Genomic DNA, 20310 nt, shown 5'->3' on the forward strand with positions numbered 1-20310 from the left:
AGCCCTCCTCCCTATGCGGGGTTACATGCTAACGTATAACAACCATCCGCAGACGAGCAGACGTTGCAATAGTTCTGAGACCACTCCTAACCTCTTCTTCTGTCAATTCAAGTGCATACTTGCTGAGTTGCATATAATCCAATCCGATCACCTCATATTCGGAGACGTGCATGCATCGCTGTTTTAACGAATCCATGTCTGAATAATGCTTGCTTAACCACTTCATCCGTGCATAGTTCAAATTGGATAGGGACAGCGTTCCGTTCTGAATATGCTCACACATCTCCTCAACCCGGTTATATAAAGAAACGGGATCTGCTGAATACCCACAAGCGTTCGAAAAGGCAAATTCCTTACGATAATAGTGGTCCCATTCTGCACCCTTATGAAGCAGACCCAACTCCATACATTCCGCGTAGAAATCGGAAGTTTCACCCAGTAAAGCTTCAATGCCGATCATGCAAGCGACTTGCTCTTTTAACTGCATCCCATCTTCGGCACGGAACCCATACCTTACAAGCGGCAAGGACAATCCGCATTCAATCTCCCGATATTGCTTATTGGAGTCCTCGCCCAAATAGTGGAGTGTAACTTCTGGCAAGTAGGCACCATTCAGTGGTTCCATTGCAGGGAATTTTTCCAGCATATCCACAATGAACTCTGCTTCGAACGGACCGGCTACCGCTACTGCCATTCTCCCTGTGACATAGCGAGTATTGTATGCATGGTTCAGCTCATCCGTTGTCATTTGGTATATACTATCCGGTGTGCCTGCAACATCCATCGTGATGGGGTGATTGCTGCCATACATCATCTGAGTCAACTGCTGCAAAGCTCGCCAGGAGGGCTGGTCTGCATACATGGACAGCTCCTGATGAATGGCGGACCGTTCCTGTTCCATATGCATCGGGGTGAAATAGGGAGCAGCAAGCATGCCGGAGAACAACGCCAGACTTCGTTTCAAATCACCTGTGCAGGCCATTTGATAAGTCGTTACATCGTAACGCGTCAATGCAGATGTCGAAGCTCCCATAGTATGAAATAGCGGCTTGACGGGCCGTTGATCCGGATTGTAGAACATCATATGCTCAAGGAAATGTGCTCTGCCAGGCAGGGCTGCATCATGGATTGAGCCATAGGACACGGACCACGAAACAAAAGTATGATGGAACTGGGGTTCGGGGAAAATGTGGACCGACAGACCATTGGACAAGCGCCTGCGGACAGGTGCGATATTCACAATACTATTCATGAGTCACCTCCTGCACTGGTGCGGAATATTCACTCTCAGGATACAAAATCCAGGTGACAGCCTTTTTCATGCCAGAGGCTACCTCGGCCACTTGTTCCGCAGTAACGCAGGATATGGCTTCCAGGAATTGCGGAGTTGTCATCTGGACCCGGTTGAGCATTCGATCGATATGAAGGTTGACCACCTGCTCAGGCAGATCGTAGCCCACTTGCACATAATGCATCACATTCTGAATCGCTCTATTCAGCTCCACTTCCTGAATGTCTCCGCTGCATATCCTCAGCCATTCAGCATCTATCGCTTCAAGCACCTCTGTCACATATTCACTGCTTGTTCCCGTTGTCACATGAAGCGTCCCCCGATAATCATCCAGTGTGCTGTAGATCTGATACACCCATTGCTTTCGTTCACGAAGCTCGGATTGAAGCCTGGACGCAGGCGTAGCGCCAAACAGGGAATGAAACAGAAACAGCGTAGGATAATCCGACGATCCATACGTCAACCCGGTGGTGAAGGTCACATTAATCTTGCATTGCTGAACATCCATCAGTTCAAGCATCATCTCGCCTTCCTCCCGGTGCTTAGTAGGCTGACCATGCCCGATCACAGATGGAGTTTCTCCCCCCTCAGCCGTGACAACCGAAGGCAAAAAGGCCTCCATGACCTGAGCTATCATCACATCCGACTGGAAATCACCGATCACATGAATATGTAGTGGGCTGCAAAGCACCTCCCGGTACCATTGCTGCAATTCACCATCACGCACACAATGTTGCAGTTGCTCCACGTCGGCATCCCTGCTTCGTTCCGCATACCCAAGCCATTCCAGACTGCGCCCCTGTACCACCTTGTCCCAATTGGAAACATCATAGCCCGCATGATGTTCTGCCCAAACAAGTTCCTCCTGGATCTGCGCTTCATCAAAATCAAATCCGCCCTTAAGGCTCGGTTCGAACATCATGTCTGCGAGCAGCTTCAGCGCATCGAGCGTCCGTGCATCGGTCCCGGGCAGCAACCCTGCAGGGATACGCAACCGGATGGATGCAAGCTGATTCTCCCCCTTCTGCTCCAATTCGCACCTTAGCTCATCGGCATACATAGACCATAGTTGCTGCTGTAGCTTTCTTTTGCCGAGAGAATCCTGCCTGAAAAGCAGCCGCACAATGACTGCAAACACCGCTGATGGAATCCTTCCCTGCTCGTTAACGATACCCAGATGGAGATAACAGTTGGCGTATTGGCTTGTTGGCATCACATGGACCGATAGACGATTGTACTGCTCCGTAATGAAAGACTGCATCCTTGCCTCCCCCCTTATCTGACGGTTAACCCAAATTGTAGATCATGCCACTCGCGGTGTTCAGTCCAAGCTGACCGAATCCCTCCAGCGGCTTGGAGAACCAGTCCACCTGACTCTCAGCTTCCGCTGAATGAAGATTAGTCTCATCCTCTTTCCAGTGAATCACTTGCTGATGGTGACGGTCCCAGAATCTCCATAATGCAGGCTGCTTCAGCAGTTGATTGCGAAACGGCTCATATACACGTCCTGCTGATTCCTGAATATCCCCTTCTAATATGAAAGGCGGCAAGAAGACAATTTTGGAACGAAAATCTTCAGTCAATGTCATGAAATAGGGGCATACAGGCTTGCGTGTCTTGGCTAAAATACGAAAAATACCGCTCCTCGTCCGGATGCGTGAACTCAGGAAAGGAAGCTCCACTGCGCGATTATCCGCGTTGAACCCGGTCTGACCATCTACGAAAAGGTTGAATGAACCTCCCTTCCGCAAATGAGAATATAATCGTATGCCAATCATCTCATCCTCGGCATTCAACAGATCAGCACCTGCAAACTGACGTAGGGTATTCCAGGACGACAGCTTCTGTTCCTGCTCTACGGTGCCCTGCTCAGCCACCAGATAGAAGGGTAATCCGGACTTCATGTGGCCTGCGCGAATCTCCTGTCCGATGGTAATCATGTTATGCCGGACGAATCCGTAATGCCAGGTCAACAAGGCCCCACCTTCCTGCAGCGTCGCTTGCAGATGTTCAAGCCCCTCGACTTCATCCCAATCCATAAAGGAGTACGGGTTTTTTTTGTGTTCATCAACCGTCCGCAAAAAAGCCAGATAATCCATCCAGATCAACTCCGGTGACGTTTCCAATTGAAGAGGCGAAAGTTCCTTAACAATATTCATTAGCGCATAGAAGAATCCAAGTCGAATTCCGTCTGTCTTTTCCCGATACAGCTCCTCCCTGACCTGTTCCCGATGTAACGTATATAATGTACGAAAATCCTTCATCCTTACACCTCCTGTATACCCTGATTCATGGATACTCCCGCTCCCGACAGCATTCCTTCCCTGGCTGCGCCAGTTCTTGAAGACAATTCAAACTGCCGACGATTCCGGTCGATACCATCCATCATATAGACCAACATTCGAAGCGCCAGCTCATATTGTCCAGGAATGTGTCGATCCGATTGCACACCCTGTCCTTCAACCATATCCATCCCTTGATAAGCTATCGGTACTTCCAGTGCTGCAGTAACGCAGTCTCGAATGTTCTGCCACGTCGGCCCTGCAGCAATTGGAAAATCAACAAAGGGGAAGCTACCCGGATCAAGGGAATCCAAGTCAAAAGTTAAATAAGCCGAGTCGACATCGTACTTCTGCCTTACCTCGTTCAGAACACGGCTCACCCTCTCGGGTGTCATATGCTCTGCCGATATCTGAATCAAGCCAGGATGGCTATACATCTGATCTGCTGAGCGAAGACCACGCAGGCCGATCTGTACAACAGCAGCAACCGTACCCTGCTCTAGCAGATGTCTTACAAAATTGGAGTGACTGGGATGCTCCTGATGAATGGCATCGATACCGCAATCATGATGGGCATCGAACTGTACCAGCACCCTTCGACTGCCCGTGGCCTTTGCCATCATCTGAAGCACAGCATGCGTAATAGAATGGTCTCCGCCAATGCAGCATAATAGCGCCTGTTGATCCAGCGCATGATCCAGTGCGGCCGCAAGCCCCTTTTGATAAGGAACAGCTGTATCCGCCTCCGCTTCATTCATAAGACAAGTACCCCAATCCTGCATGGCTACACTCTCAAGCAATCGTCTCCCACTTCCAATATCGTACAAGCTCGAATTCCCTGACTCTTGCAACGATGGATAGATGACCTTTTTCCACGATTCTACACGTAACGCATGCGCAAGTCCGGCAACGGAGGAGTTTAACATGCTTGTCCCACCAGAATGAGGGATACCCAAGATCCCCAGTTGAGGAGCCCGATGACCGATGAGAGGCTCATACAAAAAAAAAGGCGCTTCCGCAGGTTCCACCCCCGGCAAATCCGGGGGGCGTTGTGGCTCCAGCTCTTTCGCAGGTTCCAGCTCATAAAACTGGCTGAACGTTTCATCCGCAGCGATCCACGTATCTGCAATGCGACGTACCAGATAAGCAGGTTCTGATGTTGTCATGCAAAAACCTCCTGTATGTAGTTAGAGTCAAGTCTGTGTGGAATAGCTCTTATTCGGCAACGTCGCTTCACCTTCTGTACTGATGTCCTTATCCGCAGACGATTCCACATATTCCCGCTTCAGCATTCGCATGAAAGGCAGCAAGAACGACGACATGCCGACCACATTCATGCCAGCAATCACCGCATAGAAGTAAGTAACCTCATTGAAGGCCCGAGTCAATCCCCAGCCAAGTGCGATAATAATCAGAAAATATACCGCATTCAGGATTATGGCCTGATATCCGCGCCCGCTCTGTTCCATCGTCAGCAGGGTTGTCATCATGGGACCCATGCCAATATAGGAAAGAGCTACGATGGACAGATACCGTGCTGCTTCTGCTCGGGTTGCCGCGTCTTCGATCAGGAATGCGATAAGTGGATCTCGCCAGATCCAGACGGCAACGGCAATGATTACGTATAGAGCAAAGGATTGCAGCAGACCTTGGCGATAGCTTGCATAGGCCCTTGGCCGGTGTGGTGACTGCAAATTATGATTGATGATAATGCCGATGGCCGATCCAATCACGATACCCGGCAGGATCGCCATCGTCTGAATTCGATAACCAACGCCAAAGCCAGCAACCGCCCCTTCGCCAAAGTGACTGACAATTTTATTGAAAAAAAATGTACTCAGAAAAATCATGCAGTACGAGATGAACACAGGAATACCGACATGTCTGAGGGCCATCAGATGTTTTTGGGCAAAAACAAAGCGTTCAAAGATCATTTCCCGACGAATGAACAGAATCAGCAGGGAGATGGCCAAGGACAAGACGGAAGTGATCAGGTTGGCATAGATGATGCCCTTCAGATCCAACCGGAAGACCGACACAAATGTATACACAAGAGCAATGTTTAGCATCGCCATCCCAACCGCGTTCCACGAAGCTGCCTGTGCCCGGCCCAGTCCTCGTAACGCCGCACTGGTCACCGCCGCCAGGACAGCCGGGATGCTCACTGCCATCATGCCCCCTACGTACAGCGTAAACATGGGCCCAATGTCGGCAGGCACACGGTAAAACCATGAGAGCACAGGGGTCAGTAACATCACCATGCCCCCGGTCAGAATGGCAAGCAGCATTGCACTGCCCATCATGTGCACGAACAGTTGGGTAAATGCACGAGAGCCCCCGGCACGACTGCGCGCCACCGCGACCTGAACAGACAGCTGCATCGCTTCGATGATGGCAATCATGACGAATGAGACAGGAATATACAATGAGAGCACATATAATACATTTTGACTCGTATGACCCAAGAAAAATACATTGGCCAGTTGTGTAATCACGTTAACCAGAGAAGCGAGCAGCATCGGAACGGCCGTACGGAATAACAAACGATGGATCGAGCCGGCCGTATAATCGATCCCCTGCATGAGGTTCACCTCCACAATTCATGAAGTCTTGATTTCTTGATTCATTGTAAGCCTGCTGAGGATCGGCAGACGTATCACATGCACGCAACAAGCCGATATCATCCGATCGTCATCCCATGAGACGAGCATGACTCGATCATCTGGCCTGATAATCCCCCGCTCTAGCTTATCTGCCAGCTGTATCCATACATCACCGCTCTGATAATCGGTTCGTGGTACGCAGATGGTCTTGGAAGGGGAAATATGCAAAACAGAACTGCCATTGAGACGTAATCCCAGTCTCGACTGAAGAATGACATGCACGGCTCCATGGCTATCCATCCATTCGCGGATCATGCCGAGTGCCTCGGATGAAAAAGCCGTGGCATCATCCGATCTGATGGTCCGTTTTCCCGCATAGTGTATCTGCAACGCTCCTTGACCAAGGCCTACCTCAAGCGCCACCGCCATGTCGCCCAAATCACCCTTAGGTTCAGATGGTTGACCATATGCAATCTGTCCATCGTCATGGAGAATTCGCTGCTCCACCAGAACAATCGCAGTCCGTTCGTTAGGAAGCATGCTCCAAAGAGCAGCCTGAATGGCCTCGGTGCCTGCGAGCGCACCCATATGGGTAATACCGAGTGGATGATCAACTCGCCACGGAGCCGTTTCAAGCATTCGGGCAAGTGGAGCATTCAATGCATGTCGTTCGGGACAGGTCTGGGCAAGGATCAACCAATCCCAATGCGGCTTTGTGGACAACTGCTCCAGCACCATAAGCGCAAGATCACCCGCTGTCACCCGTCTCCCGTCTGCCATAAGGGAGCGAGTCAGTGTTCCCACGCGACCATAGTAGTGATCCTCCATGTATATGTGCGGCGATACGTAAACATAATCATCCGGTGTTGGCCAATCCAGTGTATACAGATGATCCTCCGCAGTAAGCCAGCAAATATGATCCACATAGATTGGTGCGCCAATATCACCATGAAGTGAATCAGACATGCTGCATCTTCCCGTTGGCATACGCCTGAAAAACGCTAATCTTCTGAATGGACGTTGTGCCTTCCATGAACTCAAAGGCCCTTGCATCGCGATACCATTTGTTCAACAGAGGATGCTCCAGCATGGAACCTGGCCCCATCATCTCCAGTGCCCATTCCGTCGCTTCCTCGGCAACTGACGCAGCCCGTATTTTACTGAGGGAAGCCAGATATCCCTTATTCGCATCATGGTCAATCTCTGCTGCTGCATTCCGAATCATGCTGCGCAGCGCGTGCAGACGCATCTCCAATCGCTCCAATTCTGTCTTTTCACGTTCTGTGAAGATCGTTCTGTGCTCCACAACATAATCATAAGCAGCCTGTGCAACACCAAGCGCCAATGCCGCCACACTAGGGCGCATCCGGTGGAATGTACGCAGTGCTCCCCACAGTCCACGCTTGGTTGGGCTTAAATGACGACCCAGAATATCTTTCTCTTCCAGTGGGAAAGCCTCGAATTGCAGATGGCTGAGTTGCAGACCGCGAAGCCCCATCGTGTCCAGCGGCGTTGCTGTGAAACCCGGCAGAGAAGGATCAACTATAGCCACCTGAATGCCCAGAGGCGTACGATTGGTCTGAGCGAATACCAGTCCAATACTCGCCCGGTGTCCGTTCCCAATGTAGAATTTATGTCCGGTTAGCTCCATTCCCCCATCCGGATGTCGCGTAATCCGCGTGCTGATCTCGGTTGCATCTGAACCCTTCTCCGGCTCTGACAAGGCAAAAACAGCCCAGGCCGGACCTTTCAGAAAGTGGCTATAAAAGCGCTCCTTCTGTTCCTCATCGCCCAAGTCAATCATGACGATGCTGGACATGGAAGGCCCAGGTCCTCCCAGAAAAACGCCCGCATCTCCTGCGGACAACTGCTCGATCGTAATGACTCTTTCCAGCGAAGAGAGTCCATAATATCGATCCTGACCTATGGTTACAATTGGCTGGCCGCCATACTCCGGGGGAATCATCATATGATTGATGGCCTGCAGGGCAGACGTGTGCAAAAAATCGGTGAGTCGGTCTGGCTCCCGGTCAATCGTCTGGCCGATCTGACGAAGCTCCACAGCATACTGCTTCATCACATGCTCGAATATCGCAATCGTTGATGGAGTAATCATGAATATTCCTCCTTAGCTGGCAACAGCATGTTTTTCACCAGTTGGCCTGCATATGTATATGCAGATACGCCATGTCTCAAAAAACCGAAACCGCCGCCAAGACGTTGAATCTGTCTGAAAGCTTCGTCCAATTCCTGATGTATCCACGCATGAACCCGGACCGATGGAAGACCTGGATTTGCTGAGAGGAAGCGGTCCTCAGGCAACGTTTCCGCCATGTAGAGCGTTGTCAAGATGTCAGCGACCATGCCTTTCACGAGCTGGTGCTGAAACGTGGATTGTCCGCCCGATATTCGCACCGACAAATGCCTGCGAACCTGCTCCAATCCAGCCTTGCACAGCTCTACGCGGAACTCAAGCAGGCGTGTTCTCAGCTCATTCGAGGTCACTTTCTCGCCTGATATCTCAGCCTTCTCACCCTCATTCGGCTGTACCTTGTATAACAGTAGTCCAGAGGGCTCAAGCATCCGATCCTGCACATGAACGGCATGTAGTTGGTTCCAACGATACAGCCCTGCTGATTGTTCATGCCAAAGTAAAGCATCTTGTTCCATGAGATGAGCGGTTGCGAGCACGTAGGGACCTGTTGCCAAAAGCACTGGACGATTGTTCACCAGCAAGGTTTTTGCCTCCAACATTTCCGATATCGGAGCTACGGGGTTGCCTGCTGCCTTTGATCCGACGGGCTTAGCATCTGGGCCCTGGAATTCAATAACGTGCATTGTCATTCCTCCTGTTCATTCTTCTTCGCATCCTCCATGCTCCACCAGTGCAAAACCAAAAAAACTGCCGAGCCCGATACTGACCATGATGGAGCGTCCCTTCCTGCACACCCAGTCCTGCTCCAATCCCGAACTCAGGTTAATGAACGGGTCGGTGGAAAAGGTATGTCCGATTCGCTGAATGTTATCCAGATATATCCGTTCAAGTCCAACTCCCGTACGTCGCGAGAATTCCTTCCAGGTAGTCCAGTTCACATTATGGGGAAAAATATGATTCACATCTTCGAAACTCAGGCCTTGCGTTGACAGCAGCTCTTCCATCCCTTGAATGATATGGTCCACATACAATCGGTTAAATGCCGAGATCTCATCGGCGGTTGCATGATAACCAGTATGGAACCGGGTATCTCGCAGCACATGAGCCGCCTGAACGACATGCTGACAGCTCTCTCTGCTCAATAGAACAGCTACGGCAGAATCACCCAGAATGGCCGATTTGCGCAGATAGCGCCATTCGGGAGGCAAAAAATTGAATTGATCCGCACAGATCAACAACACATTCCGAATGTGAGGCTGCGTTTGCGAGATTCGCTCAAGCCATTGAAGAGCGGCTATCGACGATGCACAGTTCATTTGCGATATGCCATAGAACGGTACATGTTCCAGCCCGAAGCGCTGGAGGACACGCTGCACAAGCCTGTAATCGCCCGGTGTCTGCACCTGGAAGGAATGGACATAGAGAACAAGGTCGATTCCGGAAAGGGCAGGTCTGGTCTGGAGTCGTTCCACAGCCTGTGCGATCGTATCGTCAAGCATCTGGCCCGGTTCCGTTACAGGCACACCTTCCAGGCGGTGGTACTTGCGCAGAAACTGAAGCTCGCCTTTCCCAAGCTCCAGGGCAGCCAGCACCTCTTCCGGCTGCTGAATCTGTTCAGGCAAATAGACGCCAATATCCACAATACCGAACCCCAATGTTCTCCCTCCTTCTGCGATTAGTGTCCATTCATACTCCATTCACAAGTTCGGATCAGCAAGGCGTGAACAAACGAATCCGTCTGCTCCAGATGCATAAGACATATGTACTCGCCCCCGTCCTTCTCTTCCAGTAACTCCTGTAATGCGAAGAATGGCGCTGCACTCCAGCGCGATGGATCATAATTGCTCTTCGATCCACATTCGCTGTACCAGACAGCCTGATTGCACTGCTGCTCCAGATCAGGATGGATAAGCAGGTTAATCTGATTCCGGTGAATGGATGCCTGGGCACATAATCGATCCAGTACCATCTCCGCAGTATCGGCTATGGAATTCTCGGCATGTCGCATCTCTACCCCAAGCAGGGAAGGTCCTACGCCTGTCATCCGATCAAGGTATATGGCTGCGGCCGTGTCCGGTCCAGGCGGTGAAACAAGTTCCATCGTTTCATAGGGGAGAGCCGTCTGGTCCATAACCAGCAGCATGCCTTTCATGTAACCTTCTCTGCCCAGATAATGCTGAAGCATGTGGAGCGCCGCAAAAGGAGCACCAAAACCAAGATCATTTACAGCAAAACTGATAAAACGGGCCTGATAACGATCCATCAAATAATTCACAATTGATATATCCGGGCGGGTATTCGGAAAATTGTATGCCAGCAGCAACACATCCACATCTTGCATGACCCGATCAAGTCCCGTCTCCTCCAGCAATTCCACACTCATCTCGTGATAGGCATTGTTGTTACGCCCCTGCAAAAGTTGAACATCGTACTTGATCGGAGTACCCGCGAGCATGTCCTGATGAAATCGCAACAGTTCTGGATGATCAAACGGAGGCTTCTTCTCCGAGAAAAGCCTGACTCCCATCTCCCGTATGGCAACAGGCGAAGCCATCAGGCCGCAATGAGTTGCTTCTCAATATAGGCAGCCAGGGAACCTACCGTATCAAATACATCGGGCTCCAGATCATCCGGGTTAATCTCCAGACCTTCAATCCGGTCTTCCAGCGTCATAAGCAGTTCCAGAACCGAGGTCGAATCCAGATAGAGTTCGTCAAATAAAGATGTGCTTAATTGAATATCCTGCCTGGCTTCCGTATTCAACACTTCAGCAAGGGCACCTTTGATCTCTTCAAGCAATACTGCAGTTGTCATGATCATCATCTCTCCTCATCAATTGGTTATTGCCGTGTCGGACACTTGAATCAAACGTTGCTTGGACAGTAGATCCTGCGGAGTATCTCGCTCACGGATCAAGTGAGCCTCCCCAGCGACAATCAGCACTTCCGCCGGACTTCCATGACTCAAAAAGTGTGTGGGAGAAGCCGTTGGTCCATAGGCTCCCGAATGAAAAACACCGATTAGATCGCCCCGTTCAACAGGAGGAAGCAATACCCGTTTCCCAACAACATCATTCGGCGTACATAAGGGACCCGTAATATTGTATTCGGCTACAGGGGACTCACCATAACGCGTCAGGGAGGCAATCGGAAAGTTACGCTTCACGTAAGAACCTGTTCCCACCGCTGCCATATGGCAGTTCGTTCCACCATCGGTTACAACGAAGTGCTCTCCATACGATTGCTTGACGTATAGGGCTCGACTGACCAACATACCGCAGGTGCCTACCAGATACCGCCCAAGCTCCATGAACAGCCGGGTGTTGGCATGACTATTCCGAAACGATTCGAACATTGGATTCAACTGTTCTGTCAGTGTGGCTATGGATAGGGACTGCTCACCTTCATGGTAGGGCACGCCCAATCCCCCGCCTACATCGACCATACGCAGCGTGATATCCAGCTCGTTCTCGATTCGATCAGCCAATTCCAGAATATGACGGGTATTCTGAACGATCGGTTCTACATCCAACATGCGGGTTCCCATGTACACGTGAAGTCCCATGATCTCCACATGGGAGTAGCTCTCGAACTGCTCTTTCCCCTGGAGCACACTTTGCTCATCCATACCAAACTGACGTGGTTTTCCACCCATGGTCAGCCTGGAGCCTTTAACAGAAAAGGAAGGATTCACTCGCAGGGCCACCGGCACGATTCGCCCCTCACTTGCAGCGATGATCTCTATGCGCTCCAGCTCCTGGAACGATTCACATACAATCGCATATATCCCCAGACGTATGCATGCCGTAATCTCGTCATCGCTTTTTCCGGGTCCAAGGAAAATAATGCTTTCTGGCGCTACTCCAGCCTGTACGGCCGTATGTAATTCTGCCAGGGAACATACCTCTGCCTGCGCGCCCATCTCCTGCAACATGTGCACGATCGAAATATTCGGATTGGCCTTCAATGAATAGAACAGCTCCACTTGAGGCGTAAGCAATCCCCGAAGCTCCTGATACACCTGCTGCAACACATCCCCGTCATATATATACAGCGGAGTTCCGAATTTCTCAGCGATGTCCGAGACACGCAACTGCTGAATCTGATATTCCGTAGACACTCACATCACCTCGTTAATGGAAGATAGGACGGCTTCTATCGCTTCGTTGATCGCTCCCAGCCGTTCAGGGGAGGACGCAATAATCACGCCATACAGACGTCCGGAGAACAAGGTCCCCTCACTTCTGAATGCCGCATTGACTGTGGCAAAATTATTGATTAATAATCCTTCGCCGCGTTCCGGTTCGAACATCAACGCACCCAACCGGGAACGAAGTACTCCGTATTCCAGCAGGTGATTGAGCCGGAGCGTATATTTTTTTGCCAATCCACATTGATCTTCGGGCAGCCATTGATGCTGAATGTTGGTCTGATAGGTGGACATATTAAACCTGGCATTAATCTCAAGATTGGGCCAGATTGTACCGTCCTCGTCCAGAATGGCGTCCATGCCGGCAAGGCCGTAATATCCATCTCGATACAAGGCTGCTCCAATTCGCATGGCCGCTTCGCGAATGACCTCAAGTTGAACATCGTTGAGCCGAGAAGGCATGAGATGCCCCTGATGTACGCCTTGCTCTACCAACGATTCCTTTACGCCAAGAAACTCAACTCCGCCGGATCGATCGATGAGAATCTGGTAATTCAGGTCACAGATTTTATCAATCCATTGTTCAAGCACGTAGTTGATTTGTCGAATTCCTTTTTTGCTAGCCTGTTTCTCCAGCATGCTCATGCATTTGTGGAACCTGGCTTCATCGGCAATGACGGTAATTCCCTTACCTGACACACCCATGGAGTCCTTCAGCACAAGCCGTCCACCCTGCTCTAGCACAGACTTCAACTGATCGAAACCGGACACCAGTTCATCCAAAGACGTGCATTCAACGCCTGGGATCTGACGAATACCCAGCTCTGCGTTGAGACGGCGGGAATACCCCTTGTCATTGACCTTGCGGAAGATATCTGAAGATGGAACAGCCAGCGGAATGCCGGTCAGCCGTGAGAATTCCTCTTCCTGGTCCGAGGTACCAAAGGGAACCAGATAAGCATTTGTTCCAGCAGCCTGTGACAGCTCTCGCAGCTTGTCCACCGTTTTTGGACAATGCAGAAGATTCGCGGTAATATTCATCGCCGGATCATTGTGCTCCACCGTTATGCATCGGGAGCGACCAAACCCAAGCGCCTGTGCATCTGCCATGAATTCCTGATTCGGCGTATCCTTGAGCAGGATGATATCGTTCTCTCCAGCAAGGAAAACACCCAGTTCCTCCATCCGATTAACAACGTCCGCAGCCGAGCCTATGCTTAATGAGGGCAGCTTGAGAATGCCCGTTTCACTCCAGTACTCCTCTACCTCAAAATTGTTAAGATACACAAAAGTAACGTCATGCTGGCCCGTTAACGCCCACTTGAGCTTGCTCGAAAAATCCGTCAATACGGTGGTCACGGACATTCCCTCCTATTCCTGCATATTGCATCACTGCTACGCTGAATGTAACCCCAAGTCCGACCGTAACAAGCAGATAATACTCCTCTGGTCGCAACAACTTCTGCTCTAGAATGGCTTGCAGATTAATAAATGGGTCCGAACAGAAACAATGTCCGATTTCCTGTACGTTGGACGTATATATTCGTTCAAGGGGATAGGATAAACGGATAGCCACCTTCTTCCACGAGGATAGATTCACATTGTGTGGGACGATGTATCGAATATCCTGCAGTGTCAGACCCGCCTGCTCCACGGCTGCAACAATGGCTTCACATAACCGAGGCGTGTAGATTTCCTGAAACTCCCTTAGAATCTGCGGGGTTCCCGTTAGTACATTACAGAATTGGCCCAGGGTAACACTCGTGAGTCCAACGACACGACTTCCGTTGCCCTTGTTGCCCACCAGCACGGCGGCTGATGCCTCTCCCATCACGGTGGTATTGGGGATTAATTGCACAACTGGACTAAAGGTTTTTTCACCTGTCAAAATTAAAATATGATCATCCGCTTCCAATGAAGGCAGCAATGTCTCGGCAACATTCAGGGCGATCAAGCCCGATGCACAGTTCTGCTGCGTAAGCGAAAACGCGATGGCATGCTGCAACCCGTAAGTCCGTTTCAGGGCTTGCAAAACTTTCATAGGAAAGGGGAAATTTTCCTGAATTGTGTGGCAATAAATGATATACTTGATCGAGTTAGGAGCTACCTCAGGGTTATTCACCACCTGGGTTAATACACGTCCAAGCAACGAAGCCAGATCTCCATCCCTGTCTTGCCGAACCTGTTTTAAACCGTGAATTTTTTCCAGTACCTTCGTCTGGGCATTATTGAGTCCCAGCACCTCGTTCAGTTCCCTGATCGGCACAATGTGCTCCGGAATGTAAGACCATATTTGCTTGATATGCATCGGCTTCAGACACCTCGTTATCACTAACGTACGAATCTCACTGAAATATAGGGAGATAAAGAGCTTCCGCAGAAGCTCCCATCTATGAATCTAGCGTAATACGAAAAGTAAGTAGGAAAAATCAGGCACGAGCCGCCGCTGCACGAGCTGCTACAGCACGAGCCGCTACAGCACGGGCTTCAACTGCGCGAGCGGAAACCGCGCGTGCACTGACTTCACGTGCCTCGCCCAGTCCACTCGTTTCCAATTGTGCTGCTTCAACTTCTTTGCGCTTCAGTTGCTCCAGTGTAATGGGAGTCGCTTTAATGACCATTCATATCTCCTCCTTTCATCTTGGATACTCTGATTCTATAATCTCCCAAATTGGATTTAAACTGTAAATGGAGGTAAATGAACCTCTCACTCTCCTTACCCCTGCTTCTGCACGTTCGATGGACCCAACATACCAATCACATCTCCATTCCAATCAAACTATATTCAAGGGACGGTGAACGATCATGCTCGGACCCAAAATCCGGCAAATCCGGGAGCAGCTTGGACTGTCTCAGAAGCAACTGGCAGGTGAGGATATGACGCGTTCTTACATCAGCCTTATCGAAAAAGGCAGGGCCGTTCCCTCGCAGCGTATGTTGAAAATTATTGCCAGAAGGCTCAATACACCCATGGAGTTTTTTTTGGGAGGAAGTGCATCGACAGATTCGGATATTGGTGAGGCTGTATTGGAAAAGGCCAAAGCCTGTTACGCCGAGCAGAATGATTCTGCCTGCATCCGCATAGCTCATAAAGTGCTGACACTGACGGAGGATACATCGGATCAGTCTGAAGCCTACCTGCTCATTTTGCGAAGTCACAACAGACTTGGGGATTATCGACAAGCCTTGGATGAAGGGGAAAACGCAGCATTTACGGTCATTCGAACGGGGGACAGGGAACGTATTGTTGAATATTATCTGGAAATGGGGAGAGCGGCTTTTCATGCAGAGCTGTTTCATGCTGCCCGGAAACATTATGAACAGGCGTATACGTACAGCAGCAGACTCAAACATCTACAGGAAGAACACATCCAATCGCTGACCTTTCTTGGCACAACTCATTTAAGACTAGGCAATGTGAATGAGGGGTTGAACTACTATCTCAAAGCGGAGAAGGAAGCCCAGATGGCCGGACAACCGGAACTGTATGGCGAGATTACGCTGGGTTTGGGCAAAGCCTATTATATGTCCGAACAGGACGGACACATGCTGTTAAGTTATGACTGGACCAAGAGATCCGTACAGGCCTATAAACAGGCGAGCAGCGAATCCTACGTTCTGGCACTCCACAACCTCGCCGTGATCCAGCTTCATATGGGGCAAAAAAAAGAAGCCCTCCCCTTGCTGGATGAATGCGCACGAATTTACGATAAACGCAATCTTCCCCACAAGAAGGCTTCCATATTGGAGGAAATCAGTAAAATTTATCTGGAGCAACGCGAGCCAGAACAGGCAGAGGCCATCATCAAAGAAGCCCTTCAACTGCTGGATCAGCAAGATGAAGGGATGCTTCGTGCCAAACTGTATCGCTTGCTTGGTATTGTATTTCATGAGAAAAACAACAGCAATGAAGGTTATTATTTTCTAAGAATGAGTCACGATCTGCTTAAACGCATCTCTGCAAACCGCGAGGCTGACATCAGCCAACAACTTCTTCTGCTAAGCCTTCAGGATCGTAAAATGAACTACGACGACTATAAGTCATTGATCAAATAAAGCGGATGCGTTCTTCATCTAACAACTGAGGACACGGGAAAACAAAATGATGGAGTTCAGGGTCTCTTCAACTAGAGGCCTTAATTCCGGGAATACATGGTGACAAGGCATAGGATCATCTTAAACCGCTCATCGAGTAGGAACAGGATCATTCAGATCAAGCAGCGTTTCCGTAGATACGGCATGTTTTTGTCCCTGCTGACCACTAAACTTAGCCGATCCTGCATATGCCTCCGAAACATGAAGCTGTCCTGCAATAAAAGGTAGAAGCATGATAGTAACCATGCAGAGTTCACTTGCCGTTGTAACGAATTTGCTTCCTTTACTCTCCATGCTCATCTCTCCTCATGTTTATAATTGGGCAGCATAATCCACCATCGATTCCTGGCAACCTAAGACGTATTTTACGGATAATCGCAATGACTTTAAACACGTTAATCCCCATTTACCTCCACTTGCACAACCATTTCACGGATAAAAGGTCATATGAGCTTTGTCTTCGCGATAATAATCCAGCCTTTGCTTCATCGTACCTGTATGCAGTTCGAACAGATGACCATCCGGATCGGTAAAATATACAGATGCTGCATCCCGTGGATCTCTTGGCCTTCCGGGAAGAATGTCCGCCCCGGCTGCTCGCAGCTGTTGCACAGACGCATCGAACTCCTCTTCTGTAACGGTAAATGCAATATGGGTATAGGTTCGTTCCGTATAGTTGCGAATAACATCCTCCTGATTCAAGGCGATCCACAGACCGGCAAGCTCAAAATACGCCAGTTTGCGTCCTTTCACCTGAATCTGGGCACCGAGAGCCTGCTCATAAAAGGTAATGGACCGCTCCAGATTGGATACGGAAAAACACAAATGATTGATTCCCTGAATATTCATGTGGCTCCTGACACCTCCATCGATTTAAGGATCTATCCTTATTATGGTATATTCTCTGCAAAAAACAACCGCTCTACTGCCTCCTCTCGCACCTTCTTCTGGGCGAATGCATAGGTTATCCGTATCAATGAACGCTCGAGGAGGATGTAAAGCACATGAATCCTGTCTATCCTTTTTATGGTGAGAAAACGGTGTGCAAAGAGCAAAAGCTGGCATTCCCACCCCAGCATCAGGACCAGCAACCCGGTCTGGAAACCCTGATGGTGCCTGAACCGATCAGTGAAGATCCTGCCTATATCGGTAGCTGCAAACTCCAAGGTAAAGTTGCCATTATTACGGGTGGCGACAGTGGAATCGGCCGGGCGACCGCCATTGCTTTTGCCAAGGAAGGTGCGGATATTGTCATTGCTTATCTATATGAAGTGACAGATGCCGAAAGGACTCGCGAGCGGATCGAAGAACTCGGACAGCGCTGTCTCTTAATCGAGATTGATCTCCGCTTAAAGAAAAACTGTGAAGCCGTCATTCGCACAACCATGGAAACCTACGGGAAGATCGATATTCTGGTCAACAATCATGGCGTACAGTATGTGCAGCCAAGCATCGTTGATATTACAGAGGAACAGCTGTATCACACCTTTCAGACAAATGTGTTCGCCTATTTCTTTCTGATCCAGGCCGCGCTGCCGCATCTATGCAAAGGTGCCTCCATCATCAATACAGCTTCTATTACAGCATATAAAGGTAACATTCAGTTAATCGACTATTCCTCCACCAAAGGAGCTGTCGTGTCGCTGACACGTGTACTCTCCCAATCGCTCGCTGCACAGGGAGTCCGCGTGAATTCCGTTGCTCCTGGCCCCATCTGGACACCGCTCATTCCTGCCAGTTTCTCGGCGGAGGATGTGCAGGTATTTGGAACGGAAACGCCTATGGGTCGAGCTGGTCAGCCTTACGAACTGGCGGCAGCTTACGTCTATCTCGCCTCCCGCGATTCATCCTACGTCACAGGTGAATGCATTCATGTAAATGGCGGCGATATGGTAACGACCTAGGCTAGTGTGGAATATGGGTGATATCGTTGCTGATGTCAGGTTGGATTTGGCAGGTGTGGCAGGATATCGGTTGTCCGGTTGCGAAGAGGATTAGGAGTATGATCCGGTTATACCGGAGCCTGACATCTTGCGACAAGGAGCTGAACAACCTGATGAACTTCGATCCACTCTACCAACCGTACCCCTCTTACCGCGTGCCTGTGTATGCCAAGCAAGGCATGGTCGCCACGTCTCAGCCACTGGCTGCACAAGCAGGTCTCGATGTATTGAAAAAAGGCGGCAATGCCATCGATGCCGCCATTGCAACTGCGGCAGCACTCACCGTGCTGGAGCCAACGTCCAATGGCATTGGCGGCGATGCTTTTGCCCTCGTCTGGACCGAGGGCAAACTGCATGGCCTGAATGCCAGCGGCCCTGCGCCTCAGGGCATATCCATTGAGGCGCTTCAAGCGGCAGGCTATACGGAGATGCCGAAGCTCGGGGTTGTTCCGGTGACGGTGCCTGGCGCACCGGCGGGTTGGGCTGAGCTGAGCCGCCGTTTTGGGCGGCTCACGCTGTCGGAAGCGCTGGAACCGGCCATCCGCTATGCGGAGGAAGGTTACCCGCTTGCGCCTGGGCTGGCCCGCCACTGGGCAAGGGCAGCCGAGATCTATGCACGCCAGGGTGATGCGGAGGCAGGGCGTGCGTGGTTTGAGACATTTGCTCCAGGCGGGCGTGTTCCCGCAGCTGGAGAGATATGGCGCTCGCCGGATCATGCGGCGACTTTGCGCCAGATTGGCGAGAGCGAAGCGCGAGACTTTTACGAAGGAGAACTGGCAGAGCGCATTCATTCCTTTATGGCAGAGCACGGTGGTTATCTGACTCGCGAAGATCTGGCGGCATTCCAGCCCGAGTGGGTTGATCCCATCTCCGTCTCCTATCGTGGTTACGATGTATGGGAGATTCCGCCGAATGGACAAGGATTGATTGCTCTGGCGGCGCTTAATCTCCTGAAGGGATATGATTTTGACGAGAAAGAATCCGTTCTTGCATATCATCAGCAGCTCGAAGCCATGAAACTGGCATTTGCCGATGGGGAGAAATATATTACTGAAGAACGCAAAATGGGTGTGACGGTGGAGGAACTGCTGTCCGAGGCATACGCGGAAGAACGGCGCAAACTCATTGGGGATACCGCACGAGCACCTGAGGCAGGTGATCCACGTGCAAGTGGAACAGTGTATCTGGCTACGGCTGATGGTGAAGGCAACATGGTTTCGTTTATCCAGAGTAACTATATGGGCTTCGGGTCTGGATTGGTTGTTCCGGGGACAGGCATTGCTTTGCAAAACCGCGGACATAACTTCTCACTGGACCCGAATCATGCCAACGCCCTGGAGCCGGGCAAACGGACGTATCACACGATTATTCCGGGGTTCCTCACCCGTGGCAGTGAAGCGGTTGGGCCATTCGGTGTCATGGGTGGTTTCATGCAGCCGCAAGGTCATGTGCAGGTGGTCATGAATACGGTCGATTATCATCTGAACCCACAGGCCGCCTTGGATTCTCCGCGCTGGCAGTGGACGAAGGGCAAAACAATTCTCGTGGAACCGGGTTTCCCGCAGCATATCGCTCAGGCACTCGTCCGCAAGGGACATGATATTCAAGTGGCACTCGATCCATCCCAGTTTGGACGCGGTCAGATCATCTGGCGCAACCCGGACAATGGCGTATTATGCGGGGGTACGGAAACCCGAGCGGATGGCTCGATTGCGGCTTGGTAAAACTCGCTTAATTTTTATAATAGGATGATCACCTTATCATCCGTATAGGGTGAAATTTTAAGGCACAA

Annotated in this window: 20 protein-coding genes; 3 read left to right on the forward strand and 17 right to left on the reverse strand. The window is 50.5% G+C overall.

Going from position 1 to position 20310, the window contains the following annotated elements:
* Positions 1-28: 28 nt before the first annotated feature.
* The 15 genes from J2Z28_RS21475 to J2Z28_RS21545 form a co-directional block, all read right to left on the reverse strand.
* Positions 29-1252: a M16 family metallopeptidase gene (locus J2Z28_RS21475; RefSeq protein WP_211084216.1), complete on the reverse strand. Its 1224-nt coding sequence runs from the start codon at positions 1250-1252 to the stop codon at positions 29-31.
* A complete protein-coding gene (locus tag J2Z28_RS21480) occupies positions 1245-2552 on the reverse strand; it encodes a M16 family metallopeptidase (protein WP_211084217.1) in 1308 nt (435 codons plus the stop codon). The genes J2Z28_RS21475 and J2Z28_RS21480 overlap by 8 nt, the downstream gene beginning before the upstream one ends.
* Positions 2553-2577: 25 nt before the next feature.
* Positions 2578-3555: an LpxL/LpxP family acyltransferase gene (locus J2Z28_RS21485; protein ID WP_211084218.1), complete on the reverse strand. Its 978-nt coding sequence runs from the start codon at positions 3553-3555 to the stop codon at positions 2578-2580.
* 2 nt (positions 3556-3557) lie between these two features.
* Entirely contained in the window at positions 3558-4739 is a 1182-nt protein-coding gene (locus J2Z28_RS21490) for an arginase family protein (protein WP_211084219.1), read from the reverse strand.
* Between the two features lie 27 nt (positions 4740-4766).
* Entirely contained in the window at positions 4767-6155 is a 1389-nt protein-coding gene (locus tag J2Z28_RS21495; protein ID WP_211084220.1) for an MATE family efflux transporter, read from the reverse strand.
* Between the two features lie 18 nt (positions 6156-6173).
* Positions 6174-7142: a hypothetical protein gene (locus J2Z28_RS21500; protein WP_211084221.1), complete on the reverse strand. Its 969-nt coding sequence runs from the start codon at positions 7140-7142 to the stop codon at positions 6174-6176.
* Positions 7135-8292 (reverse strand): acyl-CoA dehydrogenase family protein, encoded by a 1158-nt coding sequence (locus tag J2Z28_RS21505; RefSeq protein WP_211084222.1) that lies wholly within the window; start codon positions 8290-8292, stop codon positions 7135-7137. The genes J2Z28_RS21500 and J2Z28_RS21505 overlap by 8 nt, the downstream gene beginning before the upstream one ends.
* Positions 8289-9014, reverse strand: coding sequence for a hypothetical protein (locus tag J2Z28_RS21510; RefSeq protein WP_211084223.1), 726 nt, complete (start codon positions 9012-9014; stop codon positions 8289-8291). The genes J2Z28_RS21505 and J2Z28_RS21510 overlap by 4 nt, the downstream gene beginning before the upstream one ends.
* 15 nt (positions 9015-9029) lie before the next feature.
* A complete protein-coding gene (locus J2Z28_RS21515; RefSeq protein ID WP_211084224.1) occupies positions 9030-9986 on the reverse strand; it encodes a 3-oxoacyl-[acyl-carrier-protein] synthase III C-terminal domain-containing protein in 957 nt (318 codons plus the stop codon).
* 20 nt (positions 9987-10006) lie between these two features.
* Positions 10007-10885, reverse strand: a complete 879-nt coding sequence (locus J2Z28_RS21520; protein ID WP_211084225.1) for a hypothetical protein — start codon at positions 10883-10885, stop codon at positions 10007-10009.
* Positions 10885-11145 carry an acyl carrier protein gene (locus J2Z28_RS21525; RefSeq protein WP_211084226.1) on the reverse strand — a complete coding sequence of 87 codons (261 nt, stop codon included), beginning with the start codon at positions 11143-11145 and terminating at the stop codon, positions 10885-10887. Before J2Z28_RS21525 ends, J2Z28_RS21520 begins: the two co-directional genes overlap by 1 nt.
* Positions 11146-11163: 18 nt before the next feature.
* Complete coding sequence (gene lysA / locus J2Z28_RS21530; protein WP_211084227.1) at positions 11164-12450, reverse strand: diaminopimelate decarboxylase; 1287 nt, start codon at positions 12448-12450, stop codon at positions 11164-11166.
* Positions 12451-13839: a preATP grasp domain-containing protein gene (locus J2Z28_RS21535; RefSeq protein ID WP_211084228.1), complete on the reverse strand. Its 1389-nt coding sequence runs from the start codon at positions 13837-13839 to the stop codon at positions 12451-12453. It lies immediately after the preceding gene.
* Entirely contained in the window at positions 13778-14788 is a 1011-nt protein-coding gene (locus J2Z28_RS21540) for a 3-oxoacyl-[acyl-carrier-protein] synthase III C-terminal domain-containing protein (protein WP_211084229.1), read from the reverse strand. Before J2Z28_RS21540 ends, J2Z28_RS21535 begins: the two co-directional genes overlap by 62 nt.
* Positions 14789-14909: 121 nt before the next feature.
* Positions 14910-15101, reverse strand: a complete 192-nt coding sequence (locus J2Z28_RS21545; protein WP_091018551.1) for a hypothetical protein — start codon at positions 15099-15101, stop codon at positions 14910-14912.
* A 184-nt stretch (positions 15102-15285) separates the two neighbouring features.
* Here J2Z28_RS21545 and J2Z28_RS21550 point away from each other — a divergent pair, with 184 nt between their 5' ends.
* Positions 15286-16536, forward strand: coding sequence for a helix-turn-helix domain-containing protein (locus J2Z28_RS21550; protein ID WP_211084230.1), 1251 nt, complete (start codon positions 15286-15288; stop codon positions 16534-16536).
* A gap of 129 nt (positions 16537-16665) precedes the next feature.
* Here J2Z28_RS21550 and J2Z28_RS21555 read toward each other — a convergent pair whose 3' ends face one another.
* On the reverse strand, positions 16666-16869 hold the full coding sequence (locus J2Z28_RS21555) for a hypothetical protein (protein WP_017690907.1): 204 nt from the start codon (positions 16867-16869) through the stop codon (positions 16666-16668).
* 135 nt (positions 16870-17004) lie between these two features.
* On the reverse strand, positions 17005-17424 hold the full coding sequence (gene fosB, locus J2Z28_RS21560; protein ID WP_211084231.1) for a metallothiol transferase FosB: 420 nt from the start codon (positions 17422-17424) through the stop codon (positions 17005-17007).
* A 155-nt stretch (positions 17425-17579) separates the two neighbouring features.
* On the opposite strand from fosB, the gene J2Z28_RS21565 reads away from it, so the two are divergent.
* Together J2Z28_RS21565 and J2Z28_RS21570 are read left to right on the forward strand one after the other, a co-directional pair.
* Complete coding sequence (locus tag J2Z28_RS21565; protein ID WP_211084232.1) at positions 17580-18479, forward strand: SDR family oxidoreductase; 900 nt, start codon at positions 17580-17582, stop codon at positions 18477-18479.
* A 152-nt stretch (positions 18480-18631) separates the two neighbouring features.
* Entirely contained in the window at positions 18632-20242 is a 1611-nt protein-coding gene (locus J2Z28_RS21570) for a gamma-glutamyltransferase family protein (protein WP_211084270.1), read from the forward strand.
* Positions 20243-20310 lie beyond the last annotated feature (68 nt).

It is taken from the genome of Paenibacillus xylanexedens (genome assembly GCF_017874615.1).
GTDB lineage: Bacteria > Bacillota > Bacilli > Paenibacillales > Paenibacillaceae > Paenibacillus > Paenibacillus xylanexedens.

Coding starts and splice junctions, on each gene's coding strand:
- J2Z28_RS21500 (WP_211084221.1), bottom strand. CDS start 7,142: ATGTCTGATTCACTTCATGGTGATATTGGCGCACCAATCTATGTGGAT.
- J2Z28_RS21505 (WP_211084222.1), bottom strand. CDS start 8,292: ATGATTACTCCATCAACGATTGCGATATTCGAGCATGTGATGAAGCAG.
- J2Z28_RS21520 (WP_211084225.1), bottom strand. CDS start 10,885: ATGGCTTCGCCTGTTGCCATACGGGAGATGGGAGTCAGGCTTTTCTCG.
- J2Z28_RS21480 (WP_211084217.1), bottom strand. CDS start 2,552: ATGCAGTCTTTCATTACGGAGCAGTACAATCGTCTATCGGTCCATGTG.
- J2Z28_RS21545 (WP_091018551.1), bottom strand. CDS start 15,101: ATGGTCATTAAAGCGACTCCCATTACACTGGAGCAACTGAAGCGCAAA.
- J2Z28_RS21495 (WP_211084220.1), bottom strand. CDS start 6,155: ATGCAGGGGATCGATTATACGGCCGGCTCGATCCATCGTTTGTTATTC.
- J2Z28_RS21490 (WP_211084219.1), bottom strand. CDS start 4,739: ATGACAACATCAGAACCTGCTTATCTGGTACGTCGCATTGCAGATACG.
- J2Z28_RS21485 (WP_211084218.1), bottom strand. CDS start 3,555: ATGAAGGATTTTCGTACATTATATACGTTACATCGGGAACAGGTCAGG.
- J2Z28_RS21550 (WP_211084230.1), top strand. CDS start 15,286: ATGCTCGGACCCAAAATCCGGCAAATCCGGGAGCAGCTTGGACTGTCT.
- fosB (WP_211084231.1), bottom strand. CDS start 17,424: ATGAATATTCAGGGAATCAATCATTTGTGTTTTTCCGTATCCAATCTG.
- J2Z28_RS21510 (WP_211084223.1), bottom strand. CDS start 9,014: ATGCACGTTATTGAATTCCAGGGCCCAGATGCTAAGCCCGTCGGATCA.
- J2Z28_RS21525 (WP_211084226.1), bottom strand. CDS start 11,145: ATGACAACTGCAGTATTGCTTGAAGAGATCAAAGGTGCCCTTGCTGAA.
- J2Z28_RS21565 (WP_211084232.1), top strand. CDS start 17,580: ATGAATCCTGTCTATCCTTTTTATGGTGAGAAAACGGTGTGCAAAGAG.
- J2Z28_RS21475 (WP_211084216.1), bottom strand. CDS start 1,252: ATGAATAGTATTGTGAATATCGCACCTGTCCGCAGGCGCTTGTCCAAT.
- J2Z28_RS21555 (WP_017690907.1), bottom strand. CDS start 16,869: ATGGAGAGTAAAGGAAGCAAATTCGTTACAACGGCAAGTGAACTCTGC.
- J2Z28_RS21570 (WP_211084270.1), top strand. CDS start 18,632: ATGAACTTCGATCCACTCTACCAACCGTACCCCTCTTACCGCGTGCCT.
- J2Z28_RS21540 (WP_211084229.1), bottom strand. CDS start 14,788: ATGCATATCAAGCAAATATGGTCTTACATTCCGGAGCACATTGTGCCG.